This window comes from Pseudorhizobium flavum, from assembly GCF_044142885.1.
Lineage (GTDB): Bacteria > Pseudomonadota > Alphaproteobacteria > Rhizobiales > Rhizobiaceae > Neorhizobium > Neorhizobium flavum.
The window spans coordinates 107,339-126,121 of sequence record NZ_JBIOKZ010000003.1; the positions used below are offsets into that span (position 1 = coordinate 107,339).

Below are 18,783 nucleotides of genomic sequence, written 5' to 3' on the forward strand. Positions count from 1 at the left end.
AGAACATAAAGTGAACATTGAAATGGAGCTGACGCCATGGCCAAGCATGCCACGGCGCAGGAGAGACTTTTTGCCCTGCGTAAGACGATTGCCAAACTGGAAGGCAAGGCTCCCACGCTGGTAGGCGAGGAGCAGGCGCGGGGTGAACAGAAAATCCACCATATCAGATTTCCCCATCGCCTTGAGATCGGCCTTCCAGACATGGATGCAGCACTGGAGGGTGGCTTGCCCCTGGATGGGATAACGGAGATTCGGACATCTGCCATGCGCAATGCCGGAGCAGGCAGTGGTTTTGTTCTGGCGCTGGCGGCTCTTATCCAGCGGCAGGCTGAAGCCTCTGCCCTTTTGTGGATCAGCGACAGGTTCTCCAATGGCGAGACTGGACTGCCTTATCCGGTGGGGCTTGCGCAATATGGTCTCAAGATAAAGCACTTCCTCCAGGCCACGCCTCGAAAGCTGGAGGAGGCGTTGTGGCTGGCGGAAACGGCGGCGGCGAGCGGTGCGCTGGCCGCGACCATTCTCGAAATCAGAGGCAATCCTTCTGCATTCGGCTTGTCCGAGAGCCGGAGGCTCAGCTTGCGGGCAAAGGCGGCGAGGCGGCCGATCTTGCTCTTGCGGCATGCGGGCGAGGAGGAGGCGAGCAGCGCCGTATTCCGCTTCCGTGCCGAACCGGGTTCCGCTTCGGAGCGGGTCCTTCCCAATGGAGCCATGCTTGGCGGCAGCATCGGCTTTCCAGTCTTCCGTCTGACGCTTGAGAAGAGCCGCAACCCGGCTCCGCTCTCTTTTACCCTGGAGTGGAATTCCCGTGACCGCCTATTCTTACTTGCCCAGCCACCAGAGCCGTCTCGCCTTTCCATCAGCGGGCCAACGCATTCTGGCACTGGTCTTCCCGCACCTGCCGACGGACCGGATCGCACGCCGGCGCTGGGGCGGCTCGTGGCGTTTGGCCGGGCGTCCTGACCATCCTCCGCTGCTCTGCTCGGGCCGGCGCGACAATGCCGTGCGCCTCACGGCGCTGGATGAATTGGCGGTGGAAATGGGCTTGCGGCAGGGTCAGGGTCTTGCCGAGGCGCGAGCCATACATCCGGCAATCGATGTCGCCGAGGAAGATCCCGCCGCCGACAGGGCACTCCTGGAGGCAATTGCCGACTGGTGCGATCGCTATACGCCGCTGGTGGCCCTTGACGGGAGTGACGGCCTGTTCCTGGACATCACCGGTTGCGCGCATCTGTTCGGCGGGGAGCAGGTTCTGCTCGACGATATCCTGCTGCGCCTCTTCCAGATGGGGTTCAAGGTTCAGGGAGCGATTTCGGGATCCCCAGGCCTCTCCTGGGCTGCATCCCGTTTCGGAGCCGGCGGGGTGATTGCTGATAGTGCGGCGCAGGAAGTGCTTGAGGCGCTGTCCGTGGCCTGTCTGCGTATCGAGGCCGACACCATAGCCGCATTGAACAAGCTCGGATTGAAGCGGGTGGGAGATCTCATCTCCATGCCACGGGCGCCACTGGCCCGCCGGTTCGGCAGCCAAGTCCTGCTTCGCCTCGACCAGGCGCTCGGGCATGAGGAGGAGCCCATCTCCCCCCGGCGTCCGGTCGCTTTCCTGTCGGTCGAGCGTAAGCTGGCGGAAGCGATCCAGGCGGAAGAGGACATACTGGAACTGGCTTCACGGATTGCCCAGTCGCTCTGTTCCAGTCTGGAGGCGCGCGGGGCGGGAGGACGGGTCTTCGAACTAGTACTCTTTCGGGTGGATGGCCGCGTGTTCCGCATCGTCGCCGGCGCATCCCGCCCTCTGCGGAATCCGCAGAGGATCGCCGGACTATTCGCGGAGAAACTGAAATCCGTTCATGACGAGTTGGATGCAGGCTTTGGCTTCGAGCTTCTGCGGCTCAACGTCCTTCAGCATGATCCTTACGAGGCGAGCCAGGACAATCTTCTGGGAAAAGCGTCTGGAGAAGCGCCCCTGGCGGATCTGATCGACCGGGTATCGGCCAGGCTGGGGGACGACGTGCTCCAGGCATTCCAGTTCCGGGAAAGCCATATCCCTGAACGCGCCGTTTTCGCGTACCCCGCTCTTGGTCATGATGCGAGAAATGAGGGGAGGCAGAACCCAGCTGTCACGACGGGACGGGAAAGGCCACTGCGGCTGCTTCCAAGACCGGAGCCCGTGGAGGCTTTTGCCGCAATCGTTCCGGACGGGCCGCCGAGCCGCTTCCGCTGGCGCCGCGTTCTTCACGATGTCGCGCGGGCGGAAGGACCGGAGCGTATCTCGCCGGAATGGTGGCTGGACCAGGAAGCGGGGCAGGAGCGGGACTACTTCAAACTTGAAGTCGCATCCGGACACCGGTTCTGGGTCTATCGCCAGGGTCATTACAGTTCCGATTATCGCCCCACATGGCACATGCATGGGATCTTCGCGTGATGTCGGATCCCGCTTTCTTCGAGCTCGGCGCCCGGACCAATTTTTCCTTCCTGGAAGGGGCATCGAAGCCGGAGGAGATGGTGCTGGCAGCGTCCCTGCTCGGGCTGGGGGGGCTTGGTATTGCCGACCGGAACTCGGTGGCCGGGGTGGTGCGTGCCCACAGCCATGTCAGGGATCTTTCCGAACGGCATCAGCGAGGAAAGGAAGGGCCTGACGACGACAAGGAGGTTCCGTCTCCTTGCCGCATGCAGCCCGGCGCGCGGCTCGTTTTCTCCGACGCGACGCCTGACGTCCTGGCCTATCCGGTGAGCCGGAAGGGATGGGGCAATCTCTGCCGCCTCCTCAGCCGCGGCAACCTTCGGACGGAAAAGGGAAACTGCATCCTGGAGGAATGGGATCTCGTGGAATGGGGGCACGAGATGATGCTGGCGGTGACGCCTGATCCCGCTTGCGCTTCCGATCATGCCTATCTGCAAAAGCTCGGAGAGGTTCTGAAGCTGCTTCGCCAGACGTTCGGCAAGACCGTCTATCTGACACTGTCTCCCAGCTATGACGGACAGGACAGGTTTGTCTTCGCCACGTTTGCGGCCGTCGCCGCCACGCACCTCGTCCCGCTTCTGGCCAGCAACCAGCCGCTTTTCCATCTTCCGGAAAGGCGCTCCCTCTCCGACGTGGTGACTGCAATCCGTGAACATGTAGCCATTGCCGAAGCCGGTTTCCGACTGGCGCCAAACGGTGAGCGGCACCTGAAGACGGGACGGGAGATGGCACGCCTCTTCAACAATTATCCCGAGGCTATGGCCAATACGGGAAAATTCTTTAGCCAGCTTCATTTTTCTCTGGACGAGTTGCAGCACAATTATCCGGACGAGAGCGTGCCGGGTGAGACCATGGCGGAAACGCTGGAGCGCCTGACCTGGGAGGGAGCCGAGAAGCGATATTCCCACAACGTGCCGGAGAAGGTTGCCGATCTGATCCGCTATGAGCTCGATCTCATCAAGGAGATGCAGTACGAGCCTTATTTCCTCACCGTGCGCCACATCGTCTGGCATGCCCGCCACAAGCTGAACATCCTCTGCCAGGGGAGGGGCTCGGCGGCCAATTCCGCTGTCTGCTACTGCCTTGGAATTACCGAGGTCGATCCCCAGCACAGCACGCTTCTGTTTGAGCGCTTCATTTCGACAGAGAGGAACGAGCCACCGGATATTGATGTCGATTTCGAGCACGAGCGGCGCGAGGAGATCATTCAATATATCTACGAACATTACGGCTTCCGCCATGCGGGGCTGACGGCAGCGGTGACAAGCTACCGCACCCGCATGGCAGGGCGGGAAGTGGCCAAGGCCTTCGGTCTTTCCGAAGACGTGCAGGCGGCGTTGGCAAGCACCGTCTGGGGCTGGTCTGAAGAAGGGCTTTCGGAGCGGGAAGCAAAGGTGGCCGGCCTCGACCTTGCCCATCCCACTACCCAGAAGGTCATTGCCCATGCCAGGGAGCTGATGGGCTTTCCCCGCCACCTGACCCAGCATGTCGGCGGCTTCCTGATCACGCGCGACAGGCTTGACGAGGTGGTCCCGATCATGAAGACCGCCATGCCCGGTCGCTACATGATCGAATGGGACAAGGATGACCTCGATACGCTGAAGCTCCTCAAGATCGACGTGCTGGCGCTCGGGATGCTGAGCTGCCTGAGGAGAGGTCTGGCGCTCCTGCAGGATCATTACGGGCAGGAGGAAACGCTGGCGAGCCTGCTGACCAAGGGAGACGACCCGAATGTCTTCGACATGATCTGCCGCGCCGACACGATCGGCGTCTTCCAGATCGAGAGCCGGGCACAGATGAGCATGCTGCCGCGGCTGAGGCCGCGGCGCTTCTACGATCTCGTCATTGAAGTGGCGATCGTCCGGCCTGGACCGATCCAGGGGAACATGGTGCATCCCTATCTGAAGCGCCGTGAGAAGGCGCTCAAGGGCGAGGAGATCCGTTACGAGAAGCCGGAGCTCAGGGTGGTTCTGGAGCGGACGCTCGGCGTTCCGCTCTTCCAGGAGCAGGTGATGCAGATTGCTATCACTGCGGCAGGGTTCAAGCCATCGGAAGCCGACAAGCTGCGCCGGTCCATGGCGACCTTCAAGCGATCGGGCCGGGTGGTGGAGTTCAAGAGGGCCCTGGTCTCCGGAATGACCAGAAACGGTTATAGCCGGGAATTTGCCGAGCGCTGCTTCAGTCAGATCGAAGGCTTTGCCGAATACGGCTTTCCGGAAAGCCATGCCGCATCCTTTGCGCTGCTGGTCTACGCTTCCTCATGGATCAAGACCTATTATCCGGATGTCTTCTGTGCTGCCCTTCTGAACTCCCAGCCCATGGGGTTTTATGCGCCGGCCCAACTCGTCCGCGATGCCAGGGAACATGGAGTCGAGGTCCGGCCGGTAGACATCAACCTGTCCGACTGGGACAGCAGCCTGGAGGAGGCGCCGTTCCGGCCGCAGGATATCGATCCGAGGCATAGCGAGATGCGCCGGGTGATCCGCACCCACACGGCTGTGAGACTGGGCTTTCGCCAGATCAAGGGCCTGTCTGAGCGGTCCATTCGCGACCGGCTGCTCGAGAACCGCGGCAGCGGCTATGCTTCCGTTCGCGATCTGTGGCTACGCTCCGGCCTCGACAAGGCGGATCTCGAGCGGCTTGCGGATGCCGATGCCTTCGGCTCAATCGGCCTTTCGCGCCGCGCCGCGCTTTGGCAGGTGCGCGGCCTCGATGCTCGGAAGGCTGCCGACAAGCTGCCATTGTTCGATCAGGTGAAGCAGGGAGAACTCCAGGTGGAGCCGGCTGCAAAGCTGCCCGACATGCTGCCGGGAGAAGAGGTTATCGAAGACTACCGCCATCTGACGCTTTCCCTGAAGGCCCATCCAACGTCCTTCCTTCGCGAGGATTTCGTCCGGATGGGTGTCAGCCGCAGCGTGGACCTTCTTTCGGTGCCGAACGGGCGGAAGGTCATCATTGCCGGGCTGGTCCTGGTGCGCCAGCGCCCGGGATCGGCGCAAGGCGTGATCTTCATGACGCTGGAAGACGAAACAGGGGTGGCCAACGCCATCGTCTGGCCGAAGGTGTTCGAGCAATATCGCCCCGTGGTGATGGGCGCGCGCATGGTGAAGATCCGTGGCCGGCTGCAGAGCGCCCAGGGTGTCATTCATACGGTCGTGGAGCATATCGAGGATATCACGCATATGCTCGGTCTGCTCCAGAAGGAGGTGCGGCGGTTCGGCGGGCCTCGCCCGGGCTCGGACGAGACATTGGGTTCAGGCTGCGGCAGCTATCGCAAACCAAGGGGACCTGAGCGGGACGGACGCGATATCACGAAAGGAAAGGGGAGCAGCCTTTTCTCCGAGGAGCCACGCCCACAGGATGTCATGCCAAAGGGACGCAACTTCCACTAACCGGCGCGGTCGCAGGAGGTGTGGCAAGTCGGCGCAGTCGGGTCGCGAGCGCAAGCGAACGCTAATAGCCGGATGATTCTATCTTGACAGAAGCCATCCTGTTTCGCAAAAAGCGGACGTTACTGGTCATGTTTGACGGGTCGACCGAGAATGCTAGTCTGCAGCTGCAATTACATCACTGACAACGAAATCCGCGAAGTCATCGTCGAGCTTCTCAATGAGGACTGCTGGCAGCTGATCGTTCCCGCGAAAGTCTATCATGCCATGGGCAAGCGCGGTCGTTGCTGTGGCTGCTTCCCCAACGTCGTCGACATCATCATCAAGACCACCGAGGATTATCACGCCGAGCGGCACTCGACGACGGCTGAGGTAATCGATTATATGTCCCGCCTGAAACAGTTCCACGAAGAAAACAGGAGAGCGGACATTGAAAGGCGACAGCAGCGTCATCGAGCGGCTTAACGAGGCATTGTTCCTCGAACTCGGCGCCGTCAACCAGTACTGGCTCCACTACCGTCTTCTATCGGATTGGGGCTACACCAAGCTTGCCAAGAAAGAGCGGGAAGAATCCATCGAGGAGATGCATCACGCCGACAAGCTGATCGATCGGATCATCTTCCTGGAAGGCCACCCCAATCTCCAGACGGTCGCTCCCTTGCGCATCGGCCAGAACGTCAAGGAAGTGCTCGAGGCAGATCTTGCCGGCGAATACGACGCTCGCACCGCCTACAAGGCGTCCCGCGATGTCTGTCATGCCGCTGGAGACTATGTCTCCATGAAACTCTTCGAAGAACTGCTGGCCGACGAGGAAGGTCATATCGACTTCCTCGAGACCCAGCTTGATCTGCTTGGAAAGATCGGCGAGGAGCGCTATGGCCTCCTCAATGCCGAGTCCGCGGACTCCGCCGAGTAAAGCAATCCGGCGCCCGGAGCCCCATGGCATTCCGGGCGACGCCTCCTTCCGAGGGTGCGCCGGTGTTTCGATGGGACCGGATCCATTGAGTGGGTTCGATCAGGCTCGTCTACGCTCCATCTTCTGAAGTCCGGAGACCAGGTCCCCGAACCTGTCGCCCTGCACCGCAACATGCTGGCGCAGGCTCATGCGGGCAGCATCCGCATCCCCTGCCAAGACGGCTTCAACGATCTCCCTGTGTTCGGCAAGCGACACGGTCATCCGGTTGCGCACCCTCAACTGCAGGCGGCGGTAGGGCCGCAGGCGCCGGTGCAGGCTTGTGCATTGCTCCTCAAGGAAGCCGCTGTGACTGGCCGCGTAGATGGCCCGGTGGAAGACCTCGTTCTCGTAATAATACCGATCGGTATCGTCGCTTTCTGCAGCTTCCTGGCAGCGTTCAAGCGCCTCCAGGATTGCGGACCGGTCCTGCTCCTGATGTCGACGAGCCGCAAGAGCACCGGCCATGGCTTCCAGCTCGGCCATGACCTCGAACATCTCGAACACCCGCTCCGGTCCCGGATCGACGACGATGGCGCCGCGCCGCGGGCGGATCTCCACGAGCCCGATCGCACTTAGCTGTAGCAGCGCCTCGCGAATGGGTGTCCGCGAAACGTTGAACCGACCAGCCAACTGAACCTCGTCAAGACGTTCGCCGGGATGAAACTCGCCGGTCAGGATGCAGTTCTCGATCTCATCCCTCAGCTTCTGATGCGTATTGGCACTCACGTCCCACCTCATGCACAATCTTCATTCTTGTATACAAAATAGTTGACATTGTGCGCAAGCTGATTTCATCATTCCAAGGCTTCGACAGGAGGGTCGAGGCAAAGGGAGGAATGAAATGATTAGGTTCACCAGAGCGCTGAGGTTCTCAGCTGCAGTGCTGATCGGCGGCTTGGTCGCATCGACCGCATCGGCACAGACTGTCCTGAAGGCATCGCACCAGTTCCCCGGCGGCAAGGGAGACATCCGTGACGAGATGGTCCAGATCATCGCCCGCGAAGTCGCTGCCGCAAACGTCGGGTTGGAAATCCAGGTCTATCCCGGATCGTCGCTCTACAAGCCGAACGATCAGTGGAACGCCGTGACGCGCGGGATTCTCGACATGACATCCTTCCCCCTGGACTATGCGTCGGGGCGGCATCCGGAGTTCTCGGCGACCTTGATGCCCGGACTCGTCGGCAATTTCGACCGCGCCAAGCGGCTGAACGATTCCGAGTTCATGACTGATATCAAGAAGGTGATCGAGGATGCCGGCGCCATGGTGATCGCCGATGCCTGGCTGTCGGGCGCATTTGCATCAAAGAAGAACTGCATTACCTCGCCTGAGACGGTCAAGGGGCAGGTCATCCGCGCCGCCGGCCCGGCCTTCGAGGAAATGCTGGTCGCCGCGGGGGCGTCAATTTCCTCGATGCCTTCGTCCGAGATTTATAGCGGAATGCAGACAGGGGTTCTCGACGCCGCCAACACATCCTCGGCGAGCTTCGTCTCCTATCGACTCTTTGAGCATGCCAAATGCCTCACCGCCCCCGGGGAGAACGCGCTCTGGTTCATGTACGAACCGGTCCTGATGTCCAAGAAGGTCTTTGAGGGGCTGAACGAGGAACAACAGAAAGCCATCCTCGCTGCAGGCGAGAAATCGGAAGCCTTCTTCGACGCCGAAGTCCGCAAGGGCGACCAGCTGATGATCGATACCTACAAGAAGGCGGGTGTCGAAGTGGTCGAGATGTCCAAGGAAGACTATGACGCCTGGCTCGCCCTCGCCAAGGAGTCCTCCTACAAGAACTTTGCCGAGAAGGTCTCCGGAGGCGACAAGCTGATCGAGAAGGCGCTCGCAGTCGAATGAGTAAAAGACGGCGCGCACTGGCGCGCCGTCCGTCTCCACTGGAGATTCTTGCGATGCTGAACCCCTATATCCTCTGGGTGGGCAGGGTGTCCCGCTTGTTCGCGGTGATGGCCACCGCGTTGATCGTAATCGCCATGCTGGTCGTCTGCCAGATGATCCTCATGCGATACGTCTTCCGTCTGCCGACCATCTGGCAGACGGACTTCGTCATCTTTTCCGCGACCGCCGCCATATTTCTGGGTGCTCCTTACGTGCTCCTCAAGGGCGGTCATGTCGGTGTCGATGTCGTCGAGCTGCTGCTCGGCCAGCAAAACCGCAAGAGGCTGCGGATCCTGGGAGCCATGTTGGGCCTCGTATTCTGCATCGTCATGCTGGCGGCGACCTGGGTGCAATTCGAGGAGGCCTGGACCGGTAACTGGAAGCACTCCAGCGTATGGGCCCCACCGCTCTGGATACCGTTGGCCGCTCTCCCGATAGGCTTCTTCCTGCTGTGCCTTCAATACACAGCCAACATCCTGGTCCTGTTGGGATTGGCTGAGCAGCCGGTCGACACAAGCAGTATCCCCAGTCCCGAACTTCCCCTTCCGGCCACAAGCGCCGGAGCCAACGAGAAGGGACACCTTCCATGAGCGCCACCGGTGCCGGTCTTCTGATCATCGCCTTGCTGTTTGGTCTTCTCGCGACAGGAATGCCTATCGCCTTCGCGCTTGGTCTTGCCGCCTTCGTGGCGCTCTTCCTGCAGGACGGTTTCAATATCTTCTACATTCTCGGGGACACGATGTTTTCCGGGATCGCCAACCTTGCCTATGTCTCGATTCCCATGTTCGTCCTCATGGGTGCAGCCGTGGCCTCCTCGCCAGCCGGGTCTGATCTCTACACCTCGCTGGACCGCTGGCTGAACCGAGTTCCCGGAGGCCTCGTCCTGTCGAACATCGGCTCCTGCGCGATCTTTTCCGGAATGACGGGATCCTCGCCAGCAACCTGCGCCGCGATCGGGAAAATGGGCATCCCGGAAATGCTGCGGCGGGGCTATCCGAATTCCGTCGCTACCGGATCGATTGCTGCGGGCGGCACGCTCGGGATACTCATTCCGCCGTCCGTCACCCTAATCGTCTATGGCATTGCTACGGAGACCTCAATCGGGCGGCTGTTCATGGCGGGCGTGATTCCCGGGATCATGCTGACGGTGATGTTTATGGTCTGGGCCATCATCGACTGCAAGCGCAAGGGCTACGAATTCGCAGCCCGCTCGGTCCGCTACACCCTGAAGGAGCGGCTGTCGGCGATGCCGCGCATCCTGCCGTTCCTACTGATCATCGCGGGCACGCTCTACGTGCTCTACGGGGGCATCGCTACGCCATCGGAAGCCGCGGGTGCAGGCGCTCTTCTTACCCTCCTCGTAGTGATCATCGCCTACCGGCTCTTCAGGTTCCGCGCCGTGAGCGGCATCTTCGCCTCGGCCATGCGGGAGAGCGTCATGATCATGATGATCATGGCCGCCGCCGAGCTCTTTGCCTTTGCGCTCTCGTCGCTTTTCATCACGCAGACGATCGCGACGGTGATCGCGGACATGGACGTCAACCGCTGGGTGCTGATGGCGATCATCAATGTCTTCCTGCTCGTGTGCGGCATGTTCCTGCCGCCGGTGGCAGTCATCGTCATGACCGCACCCATGCTGTTTCCGATCGTCACCCAGGCGGGCTTCGATCCCTACTGGTTCGCCATCGTCCTGACCATCAACATGGAAGTAGGGCTGATTACCCCGCCGATCGGGCTTAACCTGTTCGTCATCAACGCAATCGCGCCGACAGTGCCGACCAGGGACATCCTGTGGGGTTCGCTCCCCTATGTCCTCGTGATGTTCCTCGCCATCCTCATCCTGTGCCTCTTCCCCGATATCGCGACCTGGCTTCCCAACCAGATGCTTGGAGTGGTGGAATGACCGGAACATTCCAGTTCGCCGACATGCTGCAGGCGATTGCCGACAGGGGGCGGCGCTTCCTGTCGCTCGCCCCCCGCGATGACGAGAACCCGGTGGCGGGCACGACAAGCCTTTGTGAGACCCTGTTGTCAAGCCGGGGAGAAGCCTCCGGCATGGCACTGGCGCAGAACATCCTGCGACGCTGGCAGGGATTTTCGCAGGAAGAGCAGCGCGCATTCATGCTGCTGCTGCTTCAAGATTTCGGCCCCGACCTAGGGAGGCTGGAACGGGCAATCGAGGAGTATAGAAGAGACCAGGGACCGGAGGCCCTGCTCGAACTTCATCTTGCTGCCGAGCCCCGCCGGCAGGAACTGATCCGCCGGCTGAACCTCGCGCCCGACGGTATCCGGACACTCGTGCAAATGCGCGAAGCCCTTCTCAAGCTCAAGGATGTTGCTCCGGAGCTCGCGGCTGTCGATGCGGATTTTGCCCATCTCTTCGGCTCCTGGTTCAATCGCGGCTTCCTGCTGCTGCGGCCGATCGACTGGTCGACGCCGGCCAATGTCCTGGAAAAGATCATCCGATACGAAGCGGTTCACGACATCGGTGGTTGGGATGAACTGCGGCGGCGGCTGGAGCCGGAAGATCGCCGCTGCTTCGCCTTCTTCCACCCGCAACTTTCGAACGATCCGCTAATCTTCGTCGAGGTCGCCCTGACCCGCGACATGCCCTCAAGCATCGATTCGCTTCTGCGCGAGGATCGGACGATTCTTCCCGCCGGAGAGGCGACGACTGCAGTGTTCTATTCAATCTCCAACTGCCAGGCGGGCCTTCGCGGCGTGTCCTTCGGCAACTTCCTAATCAAGCAGGTCGTGGAGGACCTGAGGCGGGATCATCCCAGGCTCCAGACCTTCGTCACGCTTTCACCCGTTCCGGGCTTTGCGAGATGGCTCTCCGGAGAGCTTCGCAATGAAGTGTCCGACGCGCTGCCGGATGCCGCCCGGGAGGTTCTCCGCCAGACGGAGGAGCCCGGATGGGAAGAGCGAGAGCAGGGGGCAGATGTCCTGGAGGCGGCACTCACCACTGCCGCGGCCTCTTACTTCCTGCGTGCCCGTGATCCCCAGGGAAGAGTCGTTGATCCTGTTGCCCGCTTCCACCTCGGCAACGGCGCCAGACTGGAGCGCATCAATTATCTGGCGGACCGGTCCCCACGCGCCATGCGCCAAGCCCGCGGCCTCATGGTGAACTATCTCTACAAGCTCGACGAGATCGAGACCAACCACGAGGCGTTCGCAGCCAGAGGCGAGGTCGTCACGACGCCTGCGATACGGCGGATGATCCCCGCTGATCGCGGATCCCGCGGCCTCCTTCCAGCCCCGGGGGCTTCTTCCAACCCGCACGAGCATGAAAAACAGCACAAGGCCCCGACGGAGTCCGCATCATGACCAATCACCTCTTCGACGCCATCCGGTCAGCCGCTGATCCCGATGCCCTCTTCCTGGAAGCGCTCGATGGTCGGACGTGGAGCTATGGAGACATGCTCGAGGAGTCAGGCCGTATTGCGTCCGCCCTCGACAAGCTCGGCGTGCGCCCGGGAGATCGGGTGGCCGTTCAGGTGGAGAAGAGCCCGCAGGCACTGATGCTCTATCTCGCGTGCGTCCGCGCGGGAGCGATCTACCTTCCGCTCAATACGGCATATACACTGGCTGAGATCGATTACTTCGTCGGCGATGCGGAGCCGCGACTCGTCGTGTGCGATCCACGGACACGGGAAGGCATGGCGAAGGTCGCCGACGCGCATGGAGCGCTGGTCGAGACGCTGGATGACAAGGGGAATGGAACGCTGATGGAACGCGCCAAGGCGGAAAGCAGTGCGTTCAGCGATTCCGAAAGGGGACCGGATGATCTGGCTGCGATCCTTTACACGTCCGGGACGACCGGCCGCTCCAAAGGCGCCATGCTTACCCATGACAATCTCCTGTCGAATGCACGAACCCTCTGCGACTATTGGCGCTTCACCTCATCCGACCGCCTGATCCATGCGCTGCCCATCTTTCACACTCATGGGCTCTTCGTGGCGTCGAACGTCGTTCTCCTTTCGGGCGCCTCCATGGATTTCCTGCCGAAGTTCGACCCCGACGAGGTGCTGCGGCGCATGCAGCGGGCCACCGTGATGATGGGCGTGCCGACCTTTTATGTCCGCATCCTGCAGCACGAGGGCCTGACAAAGGAGGCGACGGCCGGAATGCGTCTTTTCATTTCCGGCTCGGCGCCACTTCTTGCGGAGACCCACCGAAGCTTTTTCGAGCGCACCGGCCATGCCATCCTCGAGCGCTACGGCATGACCGAGACGAACATGAATACCTCCAATCCTTACGAAGGCGAGCGGATCGCGGGGACGGTTGGCTTCCCGCTCCCTGGCGTCGAGCTGCGGATCACTGACCCGGAAACGGGCAGGATCCTTCCTGACGGCGATACGGGGATGATCGAGGTGAAGGGCCCGAATGTTTTCCAGGGCTACTGGCGGATGCCGGAGAAGACAGCAGCGGAATTTCGTAGCGACGGCTTCTTCATCACCGGTGACCTCGGCAGGATCGACGAGAAAGGCTATGTCCACATCGTCGGCCGGGGGAAGGATCTCGTCATCTCCGGCGGATACAACATCTATCCCAAGGAGGTCGAAACCGAGATCGACCAGTTGGACGGGGTGCTTGAGAGCGCGGTCATCGGCGTGGCTCATCCCGATTTCGGCGAGGGCGTGACGGCCATCGTGGTACGGAAGCCTCATGCAAATATCACCGAGCGGGATATTCTGGACGGGCTCGGGGATCGGCTAGCGCGGTACAAGCAGCCAAAGCAGGTCATCTTCGTCGATGAGCTGCCGCGCAACACGATGGGCAAGGTCCAGAAGAATGTGTTGAGAGATACCTACGCGGGCCTATACACCTCTCGCAACTGATCCCCCGCCCAATCGCTGCCGACGACTTGCCGTCAAGGAAATCGAACTTGCAACCAACAGACCTGCCTGGGACCCGGCTCCTGTTCTCGCGGGAAGGCTGCCAGGCTGCCTGCCCCGATGGCATACGGCGGCTGGAGCCGTTGACGCCTCCGTATACACCTTAAGATGAACGATGCCTGATGCAGCTCCATATTGACAGCAGCTGTATACAGAAACTACGTTTGAATCCTTCCCTGACAGATCCGGCCCGGGAGGTCGGGCATTGCTGGGGACGGCGAAATGGCAGCTGGCTGGGAGGTAAAGCTGACAGAATGACGGCGGACCCCTGTTCGCCCGACGAAAATCCTGACAGCACCTTTTGTATACATCCAGCCCCGCCACGAAATCGAGGAAGGGTTGGCAACCTGACCGACCGCAGTTGCAGGACGTGCATTGCCTTGTGCAGGAGGAGTGCGCATGGCAGATGACATACACAGGTGAACCGCTCGCAGCAGCCGCACCGGCGCGCGCATGATCCAGAGGAGGAGAAGGCATGATCACGAGAAGAACATTCGTTGCCGCAGCCGGCGTCGCTTTAGGCGCGATGGCCGTGCTGCCGGCCTATGCGCAGGAGGTCGTCAAGATCGGCCTCGTCCTGCCGATGACCGGTCCCTTCGCCTCGACGGGGCGGCAGGTTGAAGCCGGTGTGAAGGCTTACATGGCCATCAACGGCGATACGGCCGGCGGCAAGAAAGTGGAGGTCGTCCTGCGGGATGATGCCGGAACTGCCGACCAGACGCGCCGGATCGCGCAGGAACTCGTGGTCAATGAAGGCGTGAGTATGCTGATGGGCTTCGGTCTGACGCCGCTTGCCATGTCCGTGGCTCCTGTCCTGAACCAGGCGAAGATCCCGGCAATCATCACATCCGCAACGACCTCGGCGATCATGACGCAGTCCGACTACTTCGTCCGGACCAGCATGGGCGGCCCGCAGTCCGCACTGCCAGTGGCAACTTGGGCCGTTGAGAACGGGCTGAAGCGCGTCGTCACGCTCGTCACCGATTACGGCCCCGGCCACGACATCGAGAAGGGCTTCGTCGACCAGTACAAGAAGGAAGGCGGCGAGATCGTCGAGTCCGTTCGAGTACCGCTCCAGAACCCCGACTTCGCGCCGTTCCTGCAGCGCGTCCGGGATGCCAAGCCGGATGCCGTCTTCGTGTTCGTGCCTTCGGGCATCGGTTCGCTGTTCATGAAACAGTTTGTCGAACGCGGCCTGGCGGATGCGGGGATCAAGCTGATCGCGACCGGCGACGTCACCGATGATGACCTCTTGAACGGAATCGGTGAAGCGGCCAAGGGCGTCATCACCGGCCACTTCTATTCCGCCAACCACGATAGCCCCGAAAACAAGGCTTTCGTGGAGGAGGTCCGCAAGTCGAACAACAACATGCGCCCGAACTTCATGTCGGTCGGCGGCTATGACGCTATGCATCTCGCCTACATGGCATTGGAAAAGACGGGTGGCGACACGGACGGCCACAAACTCATCGAAGCCATGAAGGGCGCCGAATGGACCAGCCCGCGCGGCCCGATCATGATCGACCCGCAGACCCGCGACATCGTCCAGGACATCTATATCCGCGAGGTGAAGGAAGTCGATGGTGAGCTCTACAACGTCGAGTTCACCAAGTACGAGAAGATCCGCGATCCGAACTCGGCACAATGAGTTACAGCGAGGGGCTGGCTTGCCGGCCCCTCCAATCGCGTGAGGGCCAATGCTGACCATCCTGTTCGACGGCATCGCCTATGGCATGCTCCTGTTCATCCTCGCTTGCGGACTGACGATCACGCTCGGATTGATGAATTTCATCAATCTTGCCCATGGCGCCTTCGCCATGACCGGTGGGTATGTGACCGTCGTGATGATGAACCGATACGGTCTGTTGTTCTATTGGTGCCTGCCGGCGGCGTTTCTCGTCAGCGCCGCTCTGGGAGCAATCTTGGAGCGGACGCTGTACCGGCGCCTCTATACGGCAAGCCACCTCGATCAGGTTCTCTTCTCGGTCGGACTCGTCTTCATGGCCGTTGCCGCGGCCGACTACATCATGGGAGGACAGCAGCAACTGATACAGCTGCCGCCTGAGCTTTCGGGACGGACCGAGGTGCTCGGCGTCGGCATTGGCCGCTATCGTCTCTTCACCATCGTTATCTGCGCGATCCTCGCGATCGCGCTTCAACTGATCCTGTCGAAGACACGGTTCGGCAGCCGGCTTCGTGCCGCCGTGGATGATCGTCGTGTGGCAATGGGCCTCGGCATCAATGTCTCGGCGGTGTTCGCACTCACCTTCGCCTTCGGCTCCGGCCTTGCCGGGCTTGGCGGCGCCATGGGAGCGGAGATCCTTGGTCTCGACCCGAACTTTCCCCTCAAGTTCATGATCTACTTCCTGATCGTCGTTGCCGTTGGCGGCACCTCCACGGTCAGTGGGCCGTTTCTTGCTGCCATCCTGCTCGGTATCGCCGACGTGGCTGGCAAGTATTACGTCCCGGCAATCGGGCCCTTCGTGATCTACGGCCTGATGATCATCATGCTGATCGTAAGACCGAGCGGATTGTTTGCTCGGGGCGGTGCGCGATGAGCATGCTGGCAGAACAGCATTCCAAGCCGATGCCGGAACCGGTATTCGGTTCGGAGCAGGCGCAATCCTTGGTGCGCCAGCGCAGCCGCATCCGCATCTATGAGGTGGTCGTCTGGCTTGCGGCGGTCATCGCCATCTTCGTGCTGCCCTCGAAGATGCTTATCCTGACCGAAATCGCCATACTGGCGCTATTCGCTGTGTCGTTGGATCTTGTACTGGGCTTTGCCGGAATCGTCTCCCTCGGCCACACGGCATTCTTCGGCGTTGGAGCTTATGTCGCGGGTCTCGTTGCGCGTCATTACTACGCGGAGCCGGTCGTAGGTTTGGTGGTAGCGGGGCTTTCTAGCGGGCTGCTGGGTTATGCAACAAGTTTCCTCATCCTGCGCGGCTCCGACCTCACCCGGTTGATGACGACGCTCGGCATCGCCCTGATGTTGGCGGAGGCTGCAAACCAACTCGGCTGGCTGACAGGCGGTGCGGATGGGCTCAGCGGCTTCAGCCTGGGGCCCATCCTCGGCATGTTCGAATTCGATCTTTGGGGCCGTAACGGCTACATCTACTGCCTGGTGGTGCTGTTCGTCTCGACCATGATCGCGCGGCGGATTGCGTTCTCACCCTTCGGCCTGTCCCTCAAGGCGATCAAGGCAAACCCGGTCCGTGCGGCTATGGTCGGCGTTCCCGCCCGCCGCCGCATAATCCTCGTCTACACGATCGCCGCGATCATGGCCGGCTTCGCCGGTGCTCTCCTGACGCAGACGACCTCCTTCGTCTCGCCAGATGTGCTGGCATTCCACCGGTCTGCCGATGTCCTTCTCGTATTGGTCATCGGTGGCACCGGCTATCTATACGGCGGCATTTTCGGCGCAATCGCCTTCACGCTTCTGCGGGACTGGCTGTCCGTGGTCACGCCGCAATACTGGATGTTCTGGATCGGGCTGTTGCTGATCATCCTGGTTCTTGTAGGACGCAATCGGCTGTCCAACTGGATCGACTTCCTTCCGGAGCGGCTATCGCGGCTGAAAGGCATGAAGCCATGACCATCGCACTGGAAACCAGGGGATTGAAATGCCGGTTCGGGGCATTCGTGGTCACCAATGATGTGAACCTACAGGTGGAACAGGGTGCCCGCCACGCGCTGATCGGGCCGAACGGCGCCGGCAAGACCACTCTTATCAACCTGCTGACCGGGGTACTCAAGCCGACCGGAGGCCAGGTTCTGCTGGGAGGCGAAGACATCACGGATCTGCCTGGCTATCAGCGGGTGAAGAAGGGATTGACGCGTACGTTCCAGATCAACCAGCTGTTTGTCGATTACACCCCGCTGGAGACGGTGGCGCTGGCGATCAGCGAGCGGGACGGTGTCGGAGGCAATCTCTTTCGCGGGATTGCGAGCTACAGGCCGGCAGTCGACGAGGCGGCGGAACTGCTCGGACGGTTCGGCCTCGATGCCGTTATGGGCAGCCGGACGGCGACGCTTCCTTACGGCAAACAGCGGCTTCTCGAGATCGCTCTGGCATTCGCGTCGAAGCCGAAGGTGCTTCTGCTCGACGAGCCTGCTGCCGGCGTTCCCGAAGACGAGCGTCACGAAGTGCTGAGGATCGTCTCGGACCTGCCGGGCGACGTGACCGTCCTGCTGATCGAGCACGACATGGACCTCGTCTTTTCCTTTGCGAGCCGGATTACCGTCCTTGTCGCAGGAGCGGTCTTTGCCGAAGGTTCAGTAGCAGACATCTCCAGCGACACCCGGGTCAAGGCGGTCTACCTCGGAGAGAATGCATGAACCGGCCGCTGCTCGTCATCGATCGCCTCGTCGCCGGCTACGGCGAAGCGAGCGTCCTCGCCGGGATCAGTCTGACGATGGACGAAGGCCGGACGCTGGCCTTGCTCGGCAGGAACGGTACCGGAAAGACGACCCTGGTGGACACCATCGCCGGTTTGACCACCCACCACTCGGGTAGCATCAAGCTGTTGGAGCGCGACATCACCCGCCTTCGCGCCGATCGCCGCGTGGCGGCAGGAATCGGCTGGGTCCCGCAGGAGCGCAACATCTTCAAATCGCTCACGGTGGAAGAAAACCTGACCGCCATTGCGCGGTCCGGCCCCTGGACGCTGCCGCGGGTCTTTTCCATGTTTCCCCGCCTGGAAGAGCGGCGACGTAACCTTGGCAGCCAACTGTCCGGCGGCGAGCAGCAGATGCTCGCCGTGGCCCGCGCGCTCATGGTCAATCCCCGGCTTCTCCTGCTGGACGAGCCTCTCGAAGGACTTGCCCCGATCATCGTCGACGAGCTTCTTGCCGCACTTCGCCAGATCGTCGAGGGAGAAGGGATGTCGGCCATCATCATCGAACAGAAGGCACGCAAGATCCTGCCCCTGACCGATGACGCCATCATCCTGGACCGTGGCGCGGTGGTCTATTCCGGAACGAGCGCCGAACTGCTCGACGATGATGAGGTCATGGCGCAGCACCTGGGAGTAGGGCGGGCAGCGACACCGGCGTGACGGCGCGAGGATTATCTCCTCGACTTGCCGCCGGACCATGAACCGCCTTGCTCCGAGCGAGCATCCTTTCTTCCAGATCCGTTGATCACGAATGTCTGACCTGCATCCCCGGCGCCAGTCCGCCGACATGCGGAACCTTGGGCT

16 protein-coding genes are annotated in these 18,783 nt (G+C 61.3%); 15 read left to right on the plus strand and 1 reads right to left on the minus strand.

Annotated features, from left to right (window positions below; all coding sequences use genetic code 11):
* Positions 1-36 precede the first annotated feature (36 nt).
* The 5 genes from ACEPP2_RS07455 to bfr all read left to right on the plus strand — a co-directional run bounded on the left by ACEPP2_RS07455 (position 37) and on the right by bfr (position 6,760).
* Positions 37-960, plus strand: coding sequence for an ImuA family protein (locus ACEPP2_RS07455; RefSeq protein WP_281977005.1), 924 nt, complete (start codon positions 37-39; stop codon positions 958-960).
* A 40-nt stretch (positions 961-1,000) separates the two neighbouring features.
* Entirely contained in the window at positions 1,001-2,416 is a 1,416-nt protein-coding gene (locus ACEPP2_RS07460) for a Y-family DNA polymerase (RefSeq protein WP_395516425.1), read from the plus strand.
* On the plus strand, positions 2,413-5,847 hold the full coding sequence (locus tag ACEPP2_RS07465) for an error-prone DNA polymerase (protein WP_395516210.1): 3,435 nt from the start codon (positions 2,413-2,415) through the stop codon (positions 5,845-5,847). Before ACEPP2_RS07460 ends, ACEPP2_RS07465 begins: the two co-directional genes overlap by 4 nt.
* A gap of 150 nt (positions 5,848-5,997) precedes the next feature.
* Positions 5,998-6,309 (plus strand): (2Fe-2S)-binding protein, encoded by a 312-nt coding sequence (locus tag ACEPP2_RS07470; RefSeq protein WP_281977007.1) that lies wholly within the window; start codon positions 5,998-6,000, stop codon positions 6,307-6,309.
* On the plus strand, positions 6,275-6,760 hold the full coding sequence (bfr, locus tag ACEPP2_RS07475; RefSeq protein WP_077548797.1) for a bacterioferritin: 486 nt from the start codon (positions 6,275-6,277) through the stop codon (positions 6,758-6,760). The genes ACEPP2_RS07470 and bfr overlap by 35 nt, the downstream gene beginning before the upstream one ends.
* 99 nt (positions 6,761-6,859) lie before the next feature.
* Here the strand turns inward: bfr and ACEPP2_RS07480 are convergent, their stop codons facing one another.
* Positions 6,860-7,537, minus strand: a complete 678-nt coding sequence (locus tag ACEPP2_RS07480) for a GntR family transcriptional regulator (protein ID WP_281977008.1) — start codon at positions 7,535-7,537, stop codon at positions 6,860-6,862.
* 103 nt (positions 7,538-7,640) lie between these two features.
* Here ACEPP2_RS07480 and ACEPP2_RS07485 point away from each other — a divergent pair, with 103 nt between their 5' ends.
* From ACEPP2_RS07485 to ACEPP2_RS07530, 10 genes are all read left to right on the plus strand, one after another.
* Positions 7,641-8,645, plus strand: a complete 1,005-nt coding sequence (locus ACEPP2_RS07485; RefSeq protein WP_281977009.1) for a TRAP transporter substrate-binding protein — start codon at positions 7,641-7,643, stop codon at positions 8,643-8,645.
* Positions 8,646-8,698: 53 nt separating this feature from the next.
* Entirely contained in the window at positions 8,699-9,274 is a 576-nt protein-coding gene (locus tag ACEPP2_RS07490) for a TRAP transporter small permease subunit (RefSeq protein ID WP_395516426.1), read from the plus strand.
* Positions 9,271-10,587 (plus strand): TRAP transporter large permease, encoded by a 1,317-nt coding sequence (locus ACEPP2_RS07495; RefSeq protein ID WP_395516211.1) that lies wholly within the window; start codon positions 9,271-9,273, stop codon positions 10,585-10,587. Before ACEPP2_RS07490 ends, ACEPP2_RS07495 begins: the two co-directional genes overlap by 4 nt.
* Positions 10,584-12,011, plus strand: a complete 1,428-nt coding sequence (locus tag ACEPP2_RS07500) for a malonyl-CoA decarboxylase (RefSeq protein WP_395516212.1) — start codon at positions 10,584-10,586, stop codon at positions 12,009-12,011. Before ACEPP2_RS07495 ends, ACEPP2_RS07500 begins: the two co-directional genes overlap by 4 nt.
* Entirely contained in the window at positions 12,008-13,525 is a 1,518-nt protein-coding gene (locus ACEPP2_RS07505) for a malonate--CoA ligase (RefSeq protein ID WP_395516213.1), read from the plus strand. The genes ACEPP2_RS07500 and ACEPP2_RS07505 overlap by 4 nt, the downstream gene beginning before the upstream one ends.
* Before the next feature lie 532 nt (positions 13,526-14,057).
* Entirely contained in the window at positions 14,058-15,230 is a 1,173-nt protein-coding gene (locus tag ACEPP2_RS07510) for an ABC transporter substrate-binding protein (RefSeq protein WP_395516214.1), read from the plus strand.
* Positions 15,231-15,279: 49 nt separating this feature from the next.
* The gene (locus ACEPP2_RS07515; protein WP_395516215.1) at positions 15,280-16,140 is read left to right on the plus strand and encodes a branched-chain amino acid ABC transporter permease; all 861 of its coding nucleotides are present in this window, start codon (positions 15,280-15,282) and stop codon (positions 16,138-16,140) included.
* Between the two features lie 29 nt (positions 16,141-16,169).
* The gene (locus ACEPP2_RS07520) at positions 16,170-17,177 is read left to right on the plus strand and encodes a branched-chain amino acid ABC transporter permease (RefSeq protein ID WP_395516427.1); all 1,008 of its coding nucleotides are present in this window, start codon (positions 16,170-16,172) and stop codon (positions 17,175-17,177) included.
* Positions 17,174-17,920 carry an ABC transporter ATP-binding protein gene (locus ACEPP2_RS07525; protein ID WP_395516216.1) on the plus strand — a complete coding sequence of 249 codons (747 nt, stop codon included), beginning with the start codon at positions 17,174-17,176 and terminating at the stop codon, positions 17,918-17,920. Before ACEPP2_RS07520 ends, ACEPP2_RS07525 begins: the two co-directional genes overlap by 4 nt.
* Positions 17,917-18,639, plus strand: a complete 723-nt coding sequence (locus ACEPP2_RS07530; RefSeq protein WP_395516217.1) for an ABC transporter ATP-binding protein — start codon at positions 17,917-17,919, stop codon at positions 18,637-18,639. The genes ACEPP2_RS07525 and ACEPP2_RS07530 overlap by 4 nt, the downstream gene beginning before the upstream one ends.
* Positions 18,640-18,783: the final 144 nt, after the last annotated feature.

Excerpts from the sequence above, each read along its gene's own strand:
- ACEPP2_RS07490 (WP_395516426.1), top strand. The coding sequence starts at position 8,699 with ATGCTGAACCCCTATATCCTCTGGGTGGGCAGGGTGTCCCGCTTGTTC.
- ACEPP2_RS07515 (WP_395516215.1), top strand. The coding sequence starts at position 15,280 with ATGCTGACCATCCTGTTCGACGGCATCGCCTATGGCATGCTCCTGTTC.
- ACEPP2_RS07530 (WP_395516217.1), top strand. The coding sequence starts at position 17,917 with ATGAACCGGCCGCTGCTCGTCATCGATCGCCTCGTCGCCGGCTACGGC.
- ACEPP2_RS07480 (WP_281977008.1), bottom strand. The coding sequence starts at position 7,537 with ATGAGGTGGGACGTGAGTGCCAATACGCATCAGAAGCTGAGGGATGAG.
- ACEPP2_RS07455 (WP_281977005.1), top strand. The coding sequence starts at position 37 with ATGGCCAAGCATGCCACGGCGCAGGAGAGACTTTTTGCCCTGCGTAAG.
- ACEPP2_RS07525 (WP_395516216.1), top strand. The coding sequence starts at position 17,174 with ATGACCATCGCACTGGAAACCAGGGGATTGAAATGCCGGTTCGGGGCA.
- ACEPP2_RS07520 (WP_395516427.1), top strand. The coding sequence starts at position 16,170 with ATGCCGGAACCGGTATTCGGTTCGGAGCAGGCGCAATCCTTGGTGCGC.
- ACEPP2_RS07510 (WP_395516214.1), top strand. The coding sequence starts at position 14,058 with ATGATCACGAGAAGAACATTCGTTGCCGCAGCCGGCGTCGCTTTAGGC.
- ACEPP2_RS07470 (WP_281977007.1), top strand. The coding sequence starts at position 5,998 with ATGCTAGTCTGCAGCTGCAATTACATCACTGACAACGAAATCCGCGAA.
- ACEPP2_RS07500 (WP_395516212.1), top strand. The coding sequence starts at position 10,584 with ATGACCGGAACATTCCAGTTCGCCGACATGCTGCAGGCGATTGCCGAC.
- ACEPP2_RS07505 (WP_395516213.1), top strand. The coding sequence starts at position 12,008 with ATGACCAATCACCTCTTCGACGCCATCCGGTCAGCCGCTGATCCCGAT.
- ACEPP2_RS07495 (WP_395516211.1), top strand. The coding sequence starts at position 9,271 with ATGAGCGCCACCGGTGCCGGTCTTCTGATCATCGCCTTGCTGTTTGGT.
- ACEPP2_RS07485 (WP_281977009.1), top strand. The coding sequence starts at position 7,641 with ATGATTAGGTTCACCAGAGCGCTGAGGTTCTCAGCTGCAGTGCTGATC.